7 protein-coding genes and 1 pseudogene are annotated in these 17,645 nt (G+C 63.7%); 7 read left to right on the top strand and 1 reads right to left on the bottom strand.

Annotated features, from left to right (window positions below; translation table 11 throughout):
* The first annotated feature begins 20 nt into the window (after positions 1-20).
* The 6 genes and pseudogenes from ACO07C_RS00455 to ACO07C_RS00480 all read left to right on the top strand — a co-directional run.
* Positions 21-1,946 carry an autotransporter assembly complex protein TamA gene (locus ACO07C_RS00455; RefSeq protein WP_421912271.1) on the top strand — a complete coding sequence of 642 codons (1,926 nt, stop codon included), beginning with the start codon at positions 21-23 and terminating at the stop codon, positions 1,944-1,946.
* The gene (locus ACO07C_RS00460) at positions 1,946-7,996 is read left to right on the top strand and encodes a translocation/assembly module TamB domain-containing protein (protein WP_421912272.1); all 6,051 of its coding nucleotides are present in this window, start codon (positions 1,946-1,948) and stop codon (positions 7,994-7,996) included. Before ACO07C_RS00455 ends, ACO07C_RS00460 begins: the two co-directional genes overlap by 1 nt.
* Before the next feature lie 353 nt (positions 7,997-8,349).
* Positions 8,350-10,008: an ABC transporter substrate-binding protein gene (locus ACO07C_RS00465; protein ID WP_421912273.1), complete on the top strand. Its 1,659-nt coding sequence runs from the start codon at positions 8,350-8,352 to the stop codon at positions 10,006-10,008.
* A 151-nt stretch (positions 10,009-10,159) separates the two neighbouring features.
* Positions 10,160-11,194: an ABC transporter permease gene (locus ACO07C_RS00470; RefSeq protein ID WP_421912274.1), complete on the top strand. Its 1,035-nt coding sequence runs from the start codon at positions 10,160-10,162 to the stop codon at positions 11,192-11,194.
* A 12-nt stretch (positions 11,195-11,206) separates the two neighbouring features.
* Positions 11,207-12,364, top strand: coding sequence for an ABC transporter permease (locus tag ACO07C_RS00475; protein ID WP_421912275.1), 1,158 nt, complete (start codon positions 11,207-11,209; stop codon positions 12,362-12,364).
* Between the two features lie 84 nt (positions 12,365-12,448).
* Positions 12,449-14,638, top strand: a pseudogene (locus ACO07C_RS00480) (dipeptide ABC transporter ATP-binding protein); the annotation flags it as partial.
* 525 nt (positions 14,639-15,163) lie between these two features.
* Here ACO07C_RS00480 and ACO07C_RS00485 read toward each other — a convergent pair.
* A complete protein-coding gene (locus ACO07C_RS00485) occupies positions 15,164-15,754 on the bottom strand; it encodes a transglycosylase SLT domain-containing protein (protein ID WP_421912276.1) in 591 nt (196 codons plus the stop codon).
* Between the two features lie 220 nt (positions 15,755-15,974).
* Here ACO07C_RS00485 and ACO07C_RS00490 point away from each other — a divergent pair, with 220 nt between their 5' ends.
* Positions 15,975-17,513, top strand: a complete 1,539-nt coding sequence (locus ACO07C_RS00490) for a trimethylamine methyltransferase family protein (RefSeq protein WP_421912277.1) — start codon at positions 15,975-15,977, stop codon at positions 17,511-17,513.
* Positions 17,514-17,645 lie beyond the last annotated feature (132 nt).

The raw sequence follows: 17,645 nt of genomic DNA on the forward strand, positions 1-17,645 counted from the left end.
GGACTTAGTTTGGACTGATAATGCCGGCGCATGAAAAGCAGATGTCAGGAGGTACCGCGCCAGGGCGCGTGCTTCCGCGCGCCCTGCTTTTCGCCGTCATGTGCTCGACCGTGCTGGTCGGCGAATCGCGGCATGCCGCTGCTTTCGAGATTTTCGGCATCAAGCTCTGGGGCGCTTCCAAGGAGGATGCCGACATCGTCGACCCCCTGCGCTATGCGGTGACGATCAACGCGCCGGATGCCGACAAGGAGCTTCGCAAGAAGCTCGAAAACGCCTCGGCGCTGAAGGGCGACGCGGATCACCCGGTGTCCGGCTCGCTCGGGCTGATGGCCAAGGCGCGCAGCGACCGCGAGCAGCTGGTCGCCGCCCTCTACGCCGACGCCCGCTATGAGGGCGTCGTCACCATCACGATCGACGGCAAGGCCATCGACGACCTGCCGCCCGACGCCGAATTCAAGGGGCCGCAGCCGATCCCGGTTGTGGTCGATATCGCGCCCGGACCGAAATTCACCCTGGGCAACATCCGGCTCGAGGGCGATGCCGCCGGGTTGATGAGCGCCGATTACGGCTTGATCGCCGGTGGCGATGCGGGTTCCGGCGCCGTCCTGAAGGCCGAGGCGCTGATCGTTCGGACGCTGAAGGAACAGGGCAGGCCACTGGCCAAGGTGACCGGCCGCCGGATCGTCGCAGATCACAACACATCGACGCTCGACGTGACGCTGACTGTCGCCGCCGGACCGGTCGCCGGCTATGGCGCGACCACGGTTTCGGGCACGGAAAAGGTCGACCGCGATTTCACCGAATACATGACCGGCCTGAAACGCGGCCGGCAATATTCGCCGCAGGAAATCAGCGATGCCCGCGACCGGCTGCTGGCGCTCGAAGTCTTCAACAGCGTGACGCTGAAGGAAGCCGACAAGCTCGATGCCGATGGCAATATCCCGATCGGCGTCCAGGTCAGCGAGCGCAAGCCCCGCTATTTCGGCCTTGGCGGCAGTTTCTCCAACATCGAGGGGCTGGGCCTGGAAGGCTATTGGGGGAACCGCAACCTGTTTGGCCAGGCGGAGAAGCTGCGTATCGACGGCTCGATCAGCGGCATCGGCAGCAATGACCTTAGCCAGCTCAACTACAATGCCGGCATCATGTTCGAAAAGCCGGGCGTTATCGGGCCGGCCTCGAAATTCTTCGCCAACGTCAAGACCGTGCTCGAACACCCTGATGCGTACGATCATTTCTCGGTCAAGGGCGAGACCGGCATCTCCTACGATCTCAACAAGAAGCAGACGGTCTCGGCGGCCGTCGCACTGGATTATTCGCGAATTACGGATGCGTTCGGCAAGCACAAATATCTGATCGCCAGCATCCCGCTGCAATATGTCTACGACAATCGGGACAACCGGCTCAATCCGACCAGCGGCTTCAGGGTGCTTGCCTATGCAGAGCCGAGCTACGACATCATGAGCGGCGCGGCGTTCCTCAAATTGAAGGGCGAGGGCTCGGCCTACCAGTCGCTCGACACCGCCTCGAAGTTCGTCCTTGCCGAACGCGTCGCCGTCGGTTCGATCGTCGGCGCCGGGCTGGAGAGTGTTCCGGCCGACCGGCGCTTCTATTCCGGTGGAGGCGGCTCGGTGCGCGGTTACTCCTACCAGGGCATCGGGCCCAAGGACATCAACGGCCAGCCGATCGGCGGGCTTTCCTTCTTCGAGACCTCGGTCGAAATGCGCATCGGCATCACCGATACGATCGGTATCGTGCCGTTCGTCGATGCCGGCACCGTATCGACCAAGTCGGCTCCCAATTTCTCCGAGGTTAAGGTCGGCGCCGGCGTCGGCCTGCGCTACGTGACGCCGTTCGGTCCGTTGCGCATCGATGCCGCCGTCCCTCTCAATCGCGATCCGACCGATCCGCATTTCGGCATCTATGCCGGCATTGGCCAGGCGTTCTGATGAAGTCGTTCAAACGCACCCTTCGCATTGTCGTCTACACGCTGCTGGTGGTGGTGGCCGCCGCCGCCGGCGCGCTTTTCGTGCTGACCAAGACCGAACGCGGCCGCGAAAATCTCGCCGGCCTCATTTCAAGCCTGGCTTCGAACGCGGACCGCAAGGTGACTGTCAGCGGCATCGACGGCATCTGGTCGGGCGCTCTGACGGTCGATCATGTCGTGCTCGAAGACCGCGAGGGCGCCTGGCTGGTGGCCCGCAAGGTGGCCGTCGACTGGTCGCCGCTGGCGCTTCTGTCGAAGAATTTCAGCGCTGACCGCATCGCCGCCGATCGCATCGAACTGGCGCGGCTGCCGGTGGCCAGCGAGCAGCCCAATCAAAGCGGATCGACGAGCCTGCCGGTTTCGATCGATGTCAAACAGATCGATCTGCCCGACATCGCGCTTGGGCAGGCGCTGGCCGGCAGCGGCATCGCCGAACTGACGGCTAAGGGGGCGGTCAAGGTCGACGCGGCGCCGCTTGCGGTGCAGACGAACCTCAACGTCACTCGTCGCGACGGCAAGCAAGGCAATGTCGACGCCAGGGTGCATTTCGCACCAGCCGACGACAAGCTGGACCTCGACCTCAAGGCGTCGGAGCCGGCGGGCGGCATCATCGCCAATCTGCTCAACCTGCCGGACGCGCCGCCGGTCGACATCGTCGTTTCGGGCACCGGGCCGCTGGCCAACTGGAATGGTGTCGGCACTTTCCTCGTCGATCACCAGATCGTCACCCAACTCACCGGCCGCCACCAGCTTACCGACAAGGGCAATCATGTCGAAGCCAAGGGCGATGGCGATTTCGAGCGCTTCCTGCCGGAGAATCTGAAGCCGCTGTTTGCCGGCAGGACCGGCTTCGACATTGCCGGAACCGCGACCACCGCCGGCGGCATCGACATCGAGCGCGCCAACATCGACAGCGACGCGGTGCACGGCACCGCGTCCGGCATCGTCGATCCGAAGGGCGCCAGCGATCTCTCCGTGCAGCTCGACGCCAAGGGACCTCCGGTCGTGGTTAGCCTCGGCAGCAAGGCGCAGCCGATCACCGTGGCCATCAAGGGCGCCACGGCGCGTGCCTTCGGTGACGGCAAGACGCCGATGGTCGACATCGGCGCGTCCTTCGTCTCGATCGTGGCGGGCGGCACGCGGCTCGACGATCTGTCTACGCAGATCCATTCGGACGGCTTCGACATCCAGAACCGCGCCGGTCCGGTCACGGTCAAGATCCAGGCCGGCGGCCTCAACACCGATCTGGCAACGCTGGCGCCGCTGATCACCGGCAAGGTCGCTGTCGATCTGTCCGGGTCGGTCAGCAAGGACGCGATCATCATCGACAAGGGGACGCTGATCAGCGACGCGCTCAATGCCTCGCTGACGGCCACGGTAGCACTGGCCGATATGTCGATGCAGCTCAAGATGAATGCCGACGCGGTGTCGACGGCATTGCCGCCGCAGATCGCCTCGGTGCTCGGCGAGCGAGTGAAATTCGCCGCGACCGCGACGCGCGATCCGCAGGGTTCCTTCGCCGCCAACTCGATCGAACTGACGTCCGGCTCGCTCAGCGCCAGCGGCACGGCGAGCGCGCAAGGCACGGATATCCAGGCCGATGTGAAGGGCAAGCTCGGCGACGTCTCGGTGCTTTCGCCGATGGTCGGCGTGCCGGTAGCCGGTGGCGTCGAATTCTCGCTCACCGCAAAAGGCGCGCGCTCGGCACCTGATTTCTTGGTCTCGGCCAGCAGCGACAGCCTGACGGCTTCGGGGCGCACGGTGAAGAACATAAAGCTCGCCGCGACCGGCAAGGCCGACATCGCAAATCCCGCCGCCACCGTCACGCTGACCGGTACAGCCAACGACCAGCCGCTGGACCTGAAGGCGGCGCTGGTGACGAATGACGGCAAGCGTTCGATCAACGGATTTTCCGTATCGCTTGGCGACAACAAGGTTTCTGGCGACCTCGCGCTTGACGACAAGTTCCTGCCGCTGGGCACGCTGACGCTGCAGGCACCCAACATCGCGGCACTTGCCGCACTGGCGGGGCAGGCGATCACTGGCGACATAAATGGCACGATCGGCTTTGCCAGGGATGGCGAGACGCCTTCGATCGCGATCGATACAAAGAGCACATCCGTTTCGCGCGGCGACGTGGCGGCCAAAACCATCGCCATCGACGCGACCATCGCCAACTACCTCAAGGCCCCGGCGATCTCCGGCACGATCAAGGCGGACACGGTCACTTCGGGCACCACGGAGATCAGCGGCATCAATGTCGATCTGAAGCGAGACGGCGACTGGACCGGCTTCACCGGCGGCGCCACCATCGCCGGGATTCCCGCCACCGCCACCGGACGGGTCAGGATTGCGTGGGGGACGACAAGCGTCGAGATAGCTTCCGGCGAGGCGACCGTTCGCGGCATCAAGGCGGCGATCGCCCAACCATCGACGCTAAGCATCGCCGACGGCATGACCAGCATAGAGAAGCTGGCTCTCGATGTCGGCGGCGGAGCGGTGACCGTGTCCGGCACCGCCGGACAGGCACTCGATCTCAAGGCTGAATTCTCCGCGCTGCCGGCAGCGCTTGCCAATGCGTTTTCGCCCGGCCTCGAGGCGGTGGGTACGCTGGGCGGCACGGCCGATGTGAGCGGATCACCTTCCGCGCCCGATGTTCGCTTCAGCGCGCAACTGGCCGATCTGGAGACAAGCCAGACACGCCAGGCGGGTCTCGGGGCACTGGCCGTCGATGCGGCCGGCGGCTTCACCACGGCCGGCGGCGTTGTCGTCGACCACGCGACGCTCTCCGGCGACAAGATCTCCGGCAAGGCCGCCGGTACGCTCAATCCGAACGGCGCCAGCGATTTCGCTCTCGACCTTGCCTCGACCGGCCCCAGCCTGCCGCTGACGCTGGGCAGCGCGGACAGCCCGATCAAGCTCGAACTGCAGGCGCTGTCGGTGAAGGCGGCGGGCGAGGGCACAAAGGCCAGGCTCGACATCTCGGGCATGCTGTCCTCGGTCGCGACGAAAGTGGCGAGGGTCGAAGGCGTGGCAGTGGCCCTGCATTCCGATGCCTTCGATCTCCAGGGGCGCAGCGGGCCTATCTCCGGCACCGTGTCGGCCGACAAGATCGGGTTGGACAATCCAACCATCGCGCCGCTGATCGCCGGCAAGGTGACGGCCAAGGTGGCAGGCAGCGTTGCCACCGAAGCCATAACCATCGACAGCGGCTCGGTGACGAGCGACGCGCTGGACAGCGCCTTCAACGGCCGCGTCTCGCTGGCCGACGGCGCCATCGATCTCAACCTCAAAGCCGATGCCGCCTCGGCGGCGTTGCCGGCGGCGGCGCGCGGCGTGCTTGCCGAGCGCACGCAGCTCAGCGCATCGCTGAAGCGCGACGCCGGTGGCAATGTCAGTGTCGACGCCGTCAACCTGTCTTCCGGCGCATTGACCGCGCAGGGCCAGGCCAGCCTTGCCGACAACAAGCTGACCGCCGACATCAAGGGCGGCCTTTCAGACATTTCGCTGCTGTCGAAGGACGCCAAGGGCGCCATTGCCTTCGCGCTGAACGCGCAGGGATCGGCGACCGCGCCCGACCTGTCGCTGAGCGTCAACAGCGAGCACCTGTCGGTGGCCGACCGCGCCATCACCGGACTGAAGCTCACCGCTACCGGCAAGGCCGATGCCGCGAACCCCGCGGCCAATGTGCGGTTAAGCGGCAATGTCGCGGGCCAGCCGTTGCAGGGCAGCGCGGTGCTCGCCACTTCGGATGGCAAGAGCGCCATCAACGGGTTGCTTTTGTCGCTGGGCAAGAACAGGATTTCCGGGGACCTGGCGCTCGACGAAAAGTTCGTGCCGGTCGGCACCGTGTCGCTCGACCTGCCGGATATCGGGCCGCTCGCTGCCCTTGCGCTGGAGAAGGCGGAAGGCGACGTGCGCGGCACGATCGCATTCTCGAAGAACGGCAACGCGCCGCAGGTCGCCATCAAGGCGAACACGGCGTCGCTGACGCGGGGCGACCTGTCCGCGAAAACCGTGTCTATCGATGCGCTGATCGCGAATTATCTGGCGGCCCCCGTCATCTCCGGCAAGGTTCGCGCCGATACGGTCACCTCTGGCACGACGGTCATTCGCGGCATCGATGTCGACCTGACGCGCGACGGCGACTGGACCGGCTTTTCAGGCGGCGCCACCGTCAAGGACATTCCGGCGAAAGCCGTCGGTCGGGTGAAGGTGGCGAACGGAACCACGACCATCGAGCTTGCCTCGGGACAGGCGACCGTCCAGGGCATCAAGGCAGCCATATCGCGGGCGTCGACCGTCACCATCGCCAATGGCACGACGGCCATCGACAAATTGGTGCTCGACCTCGGTGGCGGTACCGCGACCGTTTCGGGCAAGGTCGGACAGGCGCTCGATCTCAACGCGACGCTGGCCAGGGTGCCGGCCTCGCTCGCCAACAGTTTTTCGCCGGGGCTCGATGCCGCCGGCCTGATCTCGGGCTCGGTCAAGGTGACGGGCGCTGCGGCCAGTCCCGCCGTGACCTTCAACATCGACGCCGCCGGCGTGCAGACCTCGCAAACGCGCGGCGCCGGGCTCGGCGGGGTGAATATCACGTCCTCCGGTACGTTTGGCGGCAACAAGCTGACCTTCGACGCCAATCTCAGCGATGGCGCGGGCCTCGGCCTCAAGGGCGGCGGCACGGTGACGACCGCCGGCACGCCGGCCTTGGCGCTCGATTTCTCGGGCAAGGTGCCGTTCGATTTCCTCGATCAGAAACTCGCGGCGCAGGGGCTGTCGCTGAATGGTGTCGCCAACGTCAATGTGCAGGTGCGCGGTCCGGCGACATCGCCGATGATCGGCGGTACGGTAAGCGCGTCCGGGGCGCGGCTCGTCGATGCCAATTCGGGTCTCGCGGTCAATGACATCGCGCTCGACGTTTCGATCGGCAACGGGGTCGCCCGGATCAACCGCCTGACCGGCACGCTGTCGACGCGCGGCAGCCTGTCGGCCAGTGGCACGGTGGGCATCAATCCCGCGCAAGGGTTCCCGGCCGACCTCTCGATCAAGCTGGTCGACGGCCGCTATACGGACGGGCGCGTGGTGACCGCCAACCTTGGCGGCGACCTGACGATCAAGGGGCCGTTGACTTCGGCGCCGGTAATTGCCGGCACGGTCAATCTGGCCAAGACCGTCATCACCGTTCCCGACAAGCTGCCGGGTTCGCTGGCGGCGCTCGACGTCAAGCACAAGAACGCTCCGGCCGCTGTTCGCGCGCAGGACAAGGCGCTGCGTCCGGCGACGACGTCGGGCAAGAGCGGCGGCAGCGGGCTCAACCTCGACGTCACCGTCAACGCGCCGAACCAGATATTCATCCAGGGCAGGGGCGTCGATGCCGAGCTTGGCGGTTCGCTCAAGCTGACCGGCCCGGCCTCGTCGCCGCAGGCGGTGGGCACCTTCACGCTGCAGCGCGGGCGGCTGACCATCCTCGGCAAGCGGCTGACCTTCACCGACGGCACCATAGGGTTCTCGGGCTCGCTGGTGCCCTACCTGAACCTCACCGCGACATCGACGACCACGACCGCGACCGTCACCATCGTGGTGTCGGGCGAGGCGACCAATCCGAAATTCACCTTCTCCTCGGTGCCGGCGCTGCCCGAGGATGAGGTCCTGGCGCAGCTGATCTTCGGCCGCTCGATGTCGAACCTGTCACCGCTACAGATCGCGCAGCTCGCCGAGGCCGCCGCCCAATTGGCGGGCGTCGGCGGCTCGACCTCGCTGCTTGAAAACCTGCGCGGCGCGATCGGCATCGACGATCTCGACGTGACCACGGACAGCCAGGGCGGCACTTCGGTATCGGCCGGCAAATATCTGAACGATCGCACCTATGTGACGATTCAGAAGGGCGACAAGCCGGGCTCCGGCAAGGCGACCATCGACCTCAATGTCGGTCGCGGCGTCAAGCTGCGCGGCGAAGCCAATGACGCCGGCGAGGCCAAGAGCGGCCTTTTTTACGAAAAGGAATATTAGACGTCATCCACGGTGACGGCGAGCCGCTCCGGCTCATTGTGGTCGTACAATCGCGGACGAATACCGTTTCACCTGTTCCAGGAATGGCTCCGGGCCACCGCCTGTTGGCACCATCTCCAGCCGCTGCTGGCGCTGGTCCAACTGGTGCAAATATCTTAATTTGAGCGACGGTGGAAATTCGGGCGGAATCTGCGGCGCAGTAGCAATTTTGCGCCAAGACTGTCGTTATCGCGCGAACCGGCTTGCTTCCAAAGTTGCACATTCCCTAACATGTTCCCAATCCCGTCTGTCTTTGACATGATGGCGCGGATGCGGAATGTTAAAAGGCAGAAAGCCAACAATGGGAGTTAGTCATGGCAATCTATAAGAGTAACGGCGACAGCGTTCCGGATCACATCCTGGCGATGGCCGAGGAGGCGAAGGCAAACAAGGTAGACCGGCGCGAATTCCTGGCGCTCGCCAGCATCTTCGGTGCATCGACGGCCATGGCCTACGGCCTGCTCGGGCTCGCTGTTCCGACACCGGCCAAGGCCGATGAAGTTCAGGGCAAGAAGGGCGGCGTGATCAAGGTCGCGATGTCCGTCAAGGATCCCAAGGATCCGCGCACGGCCGACTGGTCCGAGATCGCCAATGCCGAACGCCAGGCGCTCGAGCCGCTGGTGAAATACACCCATCAGTACACGTTCGCGCCCTACCTGCTCTCGGGCTGGGACATCAATGACGACGCCACCGAATACACTCTGCATGTGCGGCCGGGCGTCGAATGGAACAACGGCGACAAGTTCACCGCCGACGACGTGATCTACAATTTCACGCGCTGGGCCGACAAGACGGCGGAAGGCAATTCGATGCCGGGCCGCCTCGGCAGCCTCGTCGACGAGAAAACCAAGAAGCTGAGCGAAGGATCGATCACCAAGGTCGACGACATGACGGTCAAGCTCAAGCTGACCAAGCCCGATATCGCGCTCATCGCCAACCTGACCGACTATCCCGCCCTGGTGGTGCACAAGACCTTCGACGCCAAGGGCGCCAACTTCAAGAACTGCCCGATCGGCACCGGTCCGTTCGAACTCGTGTCGTACGATGTCGGCCAGAAGGTGGTCTACAAGCGCCGCGAGACCGGCAAGTGGTGGCAGGGCGAGGTCTTCCTCGATGGCGTCCAGTTCATCGACTATGGCACCGATCCGGCCGCGACGGTTTCGGCATTCGAATCGGGCGAGGTGCAGACCAACCACGAAACGACCGCCGACTACGTCAAGATCATCGAGGGCGTCGGCGCTCCGGTTTCGGAAGTGGTGACCGCGGCCACCGTGGTGTCGCGCTTCAACGTCAACGCCAAGCCTTATGGCGACCAGAAGGTGCGTCAGGCGATGTGCCTGGCCGTCGACAATTCGGTGGTGCTGCAGCTTGGTTACGGCAATGCCGGCTCGCCGGCGGAAAACCACCATGTCGCGCCGATCCACCCGGAATATGTCGCGCTGCCGAAGATCCCGCGCGACATCGCCAAGGCCAAGCAGATGCTGACGGAAGCCGGCGTGATCGATTTCGAACACGAGCTGATCAGCAACGACGAGGACTATCACAAGAACACCACGGACGCGATCGCGGCCCAGCTGCGCGAAGCCGGCATCAAGGTGAAGCGCACCGTGCTGCCGAGCTCGACCTTCTGGAATGACTGGACGAAGTATCCGTTCTCGGAAACCAACTGGAACATGCGTCCGCTGGGTATCCAGGTCATCGCCATCGCCTACCGCTCGGGCGAAGCCTGGAACGAGACGGCCTATGCCAATCCGGACTTCGACAAGAAGGTCAACGAGGCCCTCGGCATAGCCGATGCGGAGAAGCGCAAGGTGGTGATGAAGGATGTGGAGCAAATGCTGCAGGATTCCGGCATCATCATCCAGCCTTACTGGCGCAAGCTCTACATCAACATCAAGCCCGAGGTGAAGAACCACTCGATGCACCCCACCTACGAGCACGACTTCGGCAAGGTCTGGCTCGATCAGGCGTGACATATCGCTCGATGGAAGCGAAGGGCGACAACGCCCTTCGCTTCGTCGGCACCATCGTCGCTGCATGCCTTGCAGCGGCGGTGTGACGTCACAAGGTTTTCGAAACAGGGTTGACCATATCTGACCCCAACCCGGCCGGCAGGGGGGCACAATGTTCTCATTCATCGCCAGACGCATCGGTACGATTCTGCTCACGATGCTGTGCCTGACGCTGGTCGTCTTCTTCCTCGTCAATCTCGAACCCAACCTGAAGAAGCTGGCGATCAGCCAGACGGAAATGCACACCTCGGCCGAACAGCTCGAGAGCTGGCTGGTCAAGAACGGCTACCGCCAGAACTTCTTCGTGCGCTACGGCCAGTGGCTCGGCATCGTTCCCAAGCAGCCGGTGACCGATCCGGCGACCGGCAAGACGTCACAGCGCTTCTCCTTCTGCAACGACCCGGCCGAACCGAAATTCTCCGGCGTCCTCCAGGGCGATTTCGGCTGCTCGACCAAGTTCAAGACCACGGTGTCGGCAAAGCTGTTTCCCGCGCTCGGCGCCACCGGCATCCTCATGCTCTGCGTGCTGGCGGTGATGGTGCCGGTCTCGTTGCTGATCGGAATCCTGGCGGGCATGCGGGAAGGGTCGCGAACCGACCGCGTGCTGTCGGTGGCCTCGATCGCCTCGACCGCGACGCCCGAATATGTGTCGGGCGTCATCTTCACCGTCGTATTCGCTTCCTGGCTCGGCTGGCTGAACGGTTCGGCCGCCTCGGCGAGCCAAGGCATCACATTCTACAATTTCACGCTGCCGGTGATCACGCTGGCGATCTACGGCATCGGCTATATAGCGCGCATGACGCGCGCCTCGATGGTCGAGGTGATGACGCAGCAATATATCCGCACCGCGCGATTGAAGGGGCTTAGCTTCGGCAACGTGGTGGTCAAGCACGCGCTGCGCAACGCGCTGATCGCGCCCTTCACCGTCATCATGCTGCAGTTTCCGTGGCTGCTTACCGGCGTCGTCATCGTCGAGGTGATGTTCCGCTACCAGGGGTTCGGCTACACGCTGGTCGAGGCCGCCGGCAACAACGACATCGACCTTTTGCTCGGCTGTTCGCTGGTCTCGGTGTTCATCGTCCTCATCACGCAGCTCATTTCCGATGTCGGCTACGCGTTCCTCAATCCGCGTATCAGGGTCCAGTAGGGGAGAAGGCGCATGCAAGTCCAATATGTCGGCGCCTTCACCATCGTGCTCGAAGTGCTTTCGCGCTTCTGGCCGGTCTGGGTCGCGCTCGCCATCGTCATGGGAGCAAGCTTCGTCTACAAGAAGAAGCTCGCGCTCTACGGCCAGCTGTTCGACAGTGGCGTCGGCATCGTCGGCGTGGCCATCTGCCTGTTCTGGCTGTTCACGGCGATCTTCGCGTCAACCATCTCGCCCTTCGATCCGCTGGGGCAGATTCCGGTGATGAAGGACGTCCTGCCGGGCGCCGTCGAGCCGCAATCGGGGCTGGTCTATCTGTTCGGCGGCGACAAGCTGGCCCGCGACGTCTTTTCACGCATGGTCTATGGCAGCCAGATCGTGCTGATCATCGCTCCTGCGGCGACCGGTTTCGCGCTGATGGTCGGCATCACGCTTGGCCTGCCTGCGGGCTATTATGGCGGCAAGATCGACACGGTGCTGTCGTTCCTGGCCAACCTCGTCCTCGCCTTCCCGGTCATCCTGCTGTTCTACCTGCTGGTGACACCGGGCATCATGGATACGCCCATCCCTTATGCGCTGGCCGGCGTGTTCTTCCTGTTTCCGATCATCTTTTTCAGCGTGCTGTTCTGGACACGCTACAAGAACCGACCCGACCGGATTTATATCCTGCTCGGCCTGACGCTGATCATTGGCGGCTGGATCTACCTCGGCCTGGTGTTCGACAGGGACCCGCTGCACATCGTCCATATCGACCCCAACCAGCTCAACATCTTCGTGGCGGTGGTGTTCGCCTCCAGTCCCGGCGTGTTCCGCATCGTGCGCGGCCTGGTGATGGACATCAAGACGCGCGACTATGTGGCGGCGGCGCAGACGCGCGGTGAATCGCCCTGGTACATCATGCTGTGGGAAATCCTGCCCAATGCGCGCGGGCCGCTGATCGTCGATGCCTGCCTGCGCATCGGCTACACTACCATCCTGCTCGGCACGCTAGGTTATTTCGGCCTGGGGCTGGCGCCCGAAAGCCCGGACTGGGGCACCGCGATCAAGGATGCCAGCCGTCTGCTGCGCTCCTTCATCCATCCGGCACTGCCGCCCACGATCGCGCTGATGTCGTTCGTGCTGGGGCTCAACCTCCTGGCGGACTCGCTGCGCGAGCAATCGATGAAAGACTGATCGACGGGCCCGGCCCGACTTCCCGGAATACCAGACGTACCTGAAATAGCTGACGTGCCTGAAAACCAAGGATTGGAGCGACCCATGAATGAGGCAGTTCGAAATCCCGCGGACCCGATCATCGAGATCGAGAACCTGTCGATCTCCTTCTTCACCCGCAAGGGCGAGATTCCGGCCGTCATGGATTTTTCCTGCACCGTCATGCCGGGCGAGGCAATGGGCATCGTCGGTGAATCCGGCTGCGGCAAGTCGACCGTGTCGCTCGGCATCATGCGCGACCTCTCCAACATCGGGAAGATCGTCGGCGGCAAGATCAAGTTCCAGGGCAAGGACATGGGCGAGCTCTCCGACGAGGAGCTGCGCGCCATCCGCGGCAACAAGATCGCCATGATCTACCAGGAGCCGATGGCGAGCCTCAATCCGGCGATGAAGATCGGCCAGCAATTGATGGAAGTGCCGCTGATCCACGACAAGGTGTCGAAGGAAGAGGCCTACAAACGCGCGCTCGATATGGTGCGCTCGGTGAAGCTGCCCGATCCCGAGCGCATGATGCGCTCCTATCCGCACCAGCTTTCCGGCGGCCAGCAGCAGCGCATCGTCATCGCCATGGCGCTGCTGTCTAAGCCGGCGCTGCTCCTGCTCGACGAGCCGACGACGGCGCTCGACGTGACGGTCGAGGCGGGCATCGTCGAACTGGTCAAGGGGCTTGGTGAGAAGTTCGGCACGTCGATGATCTTCGTGTCCCACAATCTCGGCCTGATCCTGGAAACCTGCGACCGCATTACCGTCATGTATTCGGGCGAAGCGGTCGAGACCGGCAAGATCAAGGACGTGTTCGACCGGATGCGGCACCCGTATACGCAAGGGTTGTTCCGCTCGATTCCGTTGCCGGGAGCCGACAAGAATTCGCGGCCGCTGATCTCCATCCCCGGACAGTTGCCGCTGCCGCATGAGCGGCCGAAAGGCTGCAATTTCGGCCCGCGCTGCCACCATTTCGTCGAGGGCGTCTGCAACGCGGCCGAAATCCCGATGATCGAGGTCGCCGGCCACGAAGGCCATTTCTCGCGCTGCGTGCGTTTCAACGAGATCGACTGGGAAGCGCTGCCGCCCGGCGCCAAGAAGGTCAACGAGCGCGTCGTGCCCGGCGCCCCGGTGCTCAAGATCGAGGACCTCAGGAAGTATTACCGGGTCGGCGGCAGCGAGGTGTTCGGTTCGAGCGAAGGCCGCGTCGTCAAGGCCAACGAGACGATCTCCTTCATGGCGCGCGAATCCGAGACCGTCGCCATTGTCGGCGAATCCGGCTGCGGAAAGTCGACGCTGGCCAAGGTGCTGCTCGGGTTGGAGACGGCAAGTGCCGGCACGGTGACGCTGGGCAACAAGCAAATTCAGTCGACCGGCATCGAGAAGCGCAGCGTCGACACGGTCTCGTCGATCCAGATGGTGTTCCAGAACCCGTTCGATACGCTCAACCCCAGCCATTCGGTCGGTTCGCAGATCATCCGCACGCTGGAAAAATTCAATATCGGCAAGACGGTCGCCGATCGCCGCAAGCGCATGCTGGAACTGCTGGACCTGGTGAAGCTGCCGCGGGCCTTCGAAACCCGCAAGCCGCGCCAGTTGTCAGGCGGCCAGAAGCAGCGCATCGGCGTGGCCCGGGCCTTTGCGGGCGACGCCAAGGTGGTGGTAGCCGACGAGCCGGTCTCGGCACTCGATGTGTCGGTGCAGGCGGCGGTGACCGAACTGCTGATGGACATCCAGCGCAAGAACAAGACGACGATGCTCTTTATAAGCCACGATCTGTCGGTCGTGCGCTACATCGCCGACCGCGTCGTCGTCATGTATCTCGGCTATATCGTGGAGCAAGGCACCACCGACCAGATTTTCGCGCCGCCCTATCACCCCTATACCGAGGCATTGCTGTCGGCGATCCCGATCGCCGACACCAGTGTGGTCAAGAAGCATATCGTGCTGGAAGGCGACATTCCGTCGGCCATGAACCCGCCGAGCGGCTGTCCGTTCCAGACGCGTTGCGGCTACAAGAAACTGGTGCCGGACAATCTGTGCGAGACCAAGGTGCCGCCGGTGAAGAACCTCGGCGGCGGTCATATGAGCCTGTGCTGGCTCTCCGATGATGTGCTGGCGACAATGGAGCCGGTGATCAAGTTCAACAAGGACCATGCGGCGCATGAAGGTGTGCCGGAAGACGCGCCGCATGGCGCTGGCCCCGGTTTCGTCGGCACGCCCCCGAACCGGCCGCACGGCAAGACAGCCAGCGCGGAGGCTGACGCCGTGGGGGAGGCTGCCGAGAATGCCGAAGCCGTTTCGCGAGCCCGCCGTCATGAGGTGCGCGACGAGATTTCGGAAACCGGCGGACCGGCGACCGACGACAACGCCACATCCGCGCCGTTCACGCCAAGAACGCTGGGCGACGGCCGCCAGGCCGAGAATGCCAGGGTTTCCTCCGCCGTCAGTACGGAAAGCGGCGACGGTGCGGCCGGGCGGAATCGACCGGCGGGGATTTCCAGGCCGGACCAACCCGACGATTTGAAGCTGATTTCGGGCGTTGGCCCGAAGATCGAAGCCATCCTGAACGAACTCGGCATCTATCGCTTCGAGCAAGTGGCGGCGTGGAGCAAGGCCGAGCGCGATTGGGTCGACCACCATATCCAGTTCCATGGCCGCATCGAGCGTGACGACTGGGTTGGCCAGGCCAAGGCGCTCGCCGAGGGTGGCGAGGCCGAATACATCAGGGTGTTCGGCAAGAAGCCGCGCTGATTTTTTCCAGTCGCGGCAACCCTGTCAGTTGCCGCACTGCCTCAGCTGTTCGGCATAGTCGCGGGCCATCTTCTCGGTGGCGCGGGCATAGTTCTGCACGCCCGCGTCACCGCGGTTGCCGCGGCCATAAGCGGTCCAGCCGAGATAGTAGGCCAGATAGAGATTGTATGTGTCGTTGCGGGCGACGCCATAGGTGTCGGCTGTCTTGGAATGATACCAGCCGACGAAATCGACGGCATCGGCGAATTTTGTCCGCCGCGCCGCCCAGTTGCCGGTCTCGCTCTGATATTGCGACCAGGTGCCGTCCAGCGCCTGCGAAAAGCCGGTGGCCGAGGAGACGTGCTTCCAGGGAATGAAACCGAGAAGCTTGGTGCGCGGCGGCCGGGCATTGCTCTTGAAGCCGGACTCCTTGCGCACCGTCGCCATCAGTACGGGGACCGGCACGCCGTATTTCTGCTGTGTGCGTTCGGCCGCCGCCTGCCAATTGTCGAACCAGCCGTCATTCTGGTCGAAGACGGCGCAGACATTGTTGATATGGCTTGGCGCCGTGGCGCAGGCCGACAGCGCCAGCAGTACGGAAACCGCGACAATTTTACTAAAACTCGACCTACGCATTGGGAGAGCTTTAGGCCGAAAACATAAAAGGAATCTTTCCGCGTCCGTTAACGCGGGGGCGCGGTGCATCGCGGCCGGCGGGATCGACGAAGACGATTTCGACCTCGCGTGTCGCTTTCATCGTATGGCTTTCGAAACTATGCCGCCTGGGATAAAATCACGCCCGGAAATGACGAATTCTTGACAGCCTGATCGCCATGCCGGGGCTTTGATGCCCGGCATGAATGAACCCAGACGCAAGCGCGGCGCCGAACGCACCAGCAACAGGGGGCCATCGGCCATCCCGCAACTGCCGCCGCGGCAGGTTAGAAATCCCTATCCGCCCATGGCGATGCTCTCGGCCGACCAGATCGAGGCGATCCATCAGGCCTCGATGCACATATTGGAGAATTTCGGCATCGAGGTGATGAGCCCGCGGGCGCTGTCGTTGTTCGAGAAGGCAGGCGCCAAGGTCGACCATGCGTCGGCGAATGTCCGCATCGATCGCGGTATGGTCGCCGAGGCGCTGAAGACCACGCGCTCGAGCTATACGCTGACACCGCGCAATCCGGCCAAGACCGTTCATCTGGGCGGCAACATCATCAACTTCACCCTCGTTGCCGGGCCGCCCAATGTGCACGACATGGAACGCGGCCGCCGCGCCGGAAACCTGCGTGACTATTCAGATCTGACGCGGCTGGCGCAGCATTTCCACTGCATCCACATGCTCGGCAACCAGGTCTGCGCGCCAGTGGAACTGCCGGCGAATTCCCGCCATCTCGACACCTATTTCACCAACCTGACGCTGACCGACAAGAGTTTTCACGTCTCGGCGATCGGCCGGGGCAGAGCGCTGGACGGCATCGAGATGATGGCGATTTCACGCGGCCTGACGCTCGACCAGATGGCTGATGATCCTGGCATCACCACCATCATCTCGGTCAACTCGCCGCGCCGTTTCGACGAGATGATGGCGGAGGGGCTGATGACCATGGCCGAGTTCGGCCAGTCGGTGGCGGTGACGCCCTTCACGCTGATGGGGGCGATGAGCCCGGTAACGCTGGCCGGCGCGTTGGCGCAGCAGAACGCCGAGGCGCTGTTCGGCGTGGTGCTGACGCAGCTTGTGCGGCCCGGAGCGCCGGTAATGTATGGCGCCTTCACCTCCAATGTCGACATGAAGTCGGGCGCGCCGGCCTTCGGCACGCCGGAGAACACCAAGGCCAATATCGCCTCCGGCCAATTGGGGCGACGCTATGGGCTGCCGTATCGCACCACGCCGGGCTCCGCCTCCAACGCGGCGGACGCGCAAGGCGCCTATGAAACGCTGATGGCGCTGTGGGGCGCCGTGCTCGGCCACGGCAACCTCGTCTATCATGCCGCCGGCTGGCAGGAGGGTGGGCTGACGGCGTCGTTCGAAAAATTCATCATCGATGTCGAAATGATCCAGCACATGATGGAGTTTTTGCGCCCAATCGAAGTCAACGAGGCCGAGCTTGCCGTCGAGGCGCTGGGTGCCGTGCCGACCGGCGGCCATTTCTTCGGCGAGCCGCACACTCTGGAGCGCTACGCCACCGCTTTCTACCAGCCGATACTGTCCAACTGGCAGAATTACGAGGCCTGGCAAGAGGCTGGCAGCCTCGACGCCACGGCGCGCGCGACGCGGCTGTGGAAGAAGGCGCTGGAAGATTACGTCGAGCCGGTGATGGATATCGCCGTGCGCGAGGCGCTGGAGACTTATGTGGCCAAGCGCAAGGAAACGATCGGGCAGGGCGAACCGTGATGGTCTTCGAAAGTCGGCGCCGCCCCTCACCCTTACCGTCTCCCCGTGAAGAACGAGGAGAGGGTGCCGGCAGGCGGATGAGGGGCAGCGCCGATCTTTGAAAACGATGAATCATTGCCCTCCCATCCAGAA

It is taken from the genome of Mesorhizobium sp. (genome assembly GCF_965229135.1).
Lineage (GTDB): Bacteria > Pseudomonadota > Alphaproteobacteria > Rhizobiales > Rhizobiaceae > Mesorhizobium.

Bases quoted from the DNA above. Each gene is read 5' to 3' on its own strand.
- ACO07C_RS00455 (WP_421912271.1), top strand. From the start codon at position 21: ATGCCGGCGCATGAAAAGCAGATGTCAGGAGGTACCGCGCCAGGGCGC.
- ACO07C_RS00470 (WP_421912274.1), top strand. From the start codon at position 10,160: ATGTTCTCATTCATCGCCAGACGCATCGGTACGATTCTGCTCACGATG.
- ACO07C_RS00490 (WP_421912277.1), top strand. From the start codon at position 15,975: ATGAATGAACCCAGACGCAAGCGCGGCGCCGAACGCACCAGCAACAGG.
- ACO07C_RS00475 (WP_421912275.1), top strand. From the start codon at position 11,207: ATGCAAGTCCAATATGTCGGCGCCTTCACCATCGTGCTCGAAGTGCTT.
- ACO07C_RS00460 (WP_421912272.1), top strand. From the start codon at position 1,946: ATGAAGTCGTTCAAACGCACCCTTCGCATTGTCGTCTACACGCTGCTG.
- ACO07C_RS00465 (WP_421912273.1), top strand. From the start codon at position 8,350: ATGGCAATCTATAAGAGTAACGGCGACAGCGTTCCGGATCACATCCTG.
- ACO07C_RS00485 (WP_421912276.1), bottom strand. From the start codon at position 15,754: ATGCGTAGGTCGAGTTTTAGTAAAATTGTCGCGGTTTCCGTACTGCTG.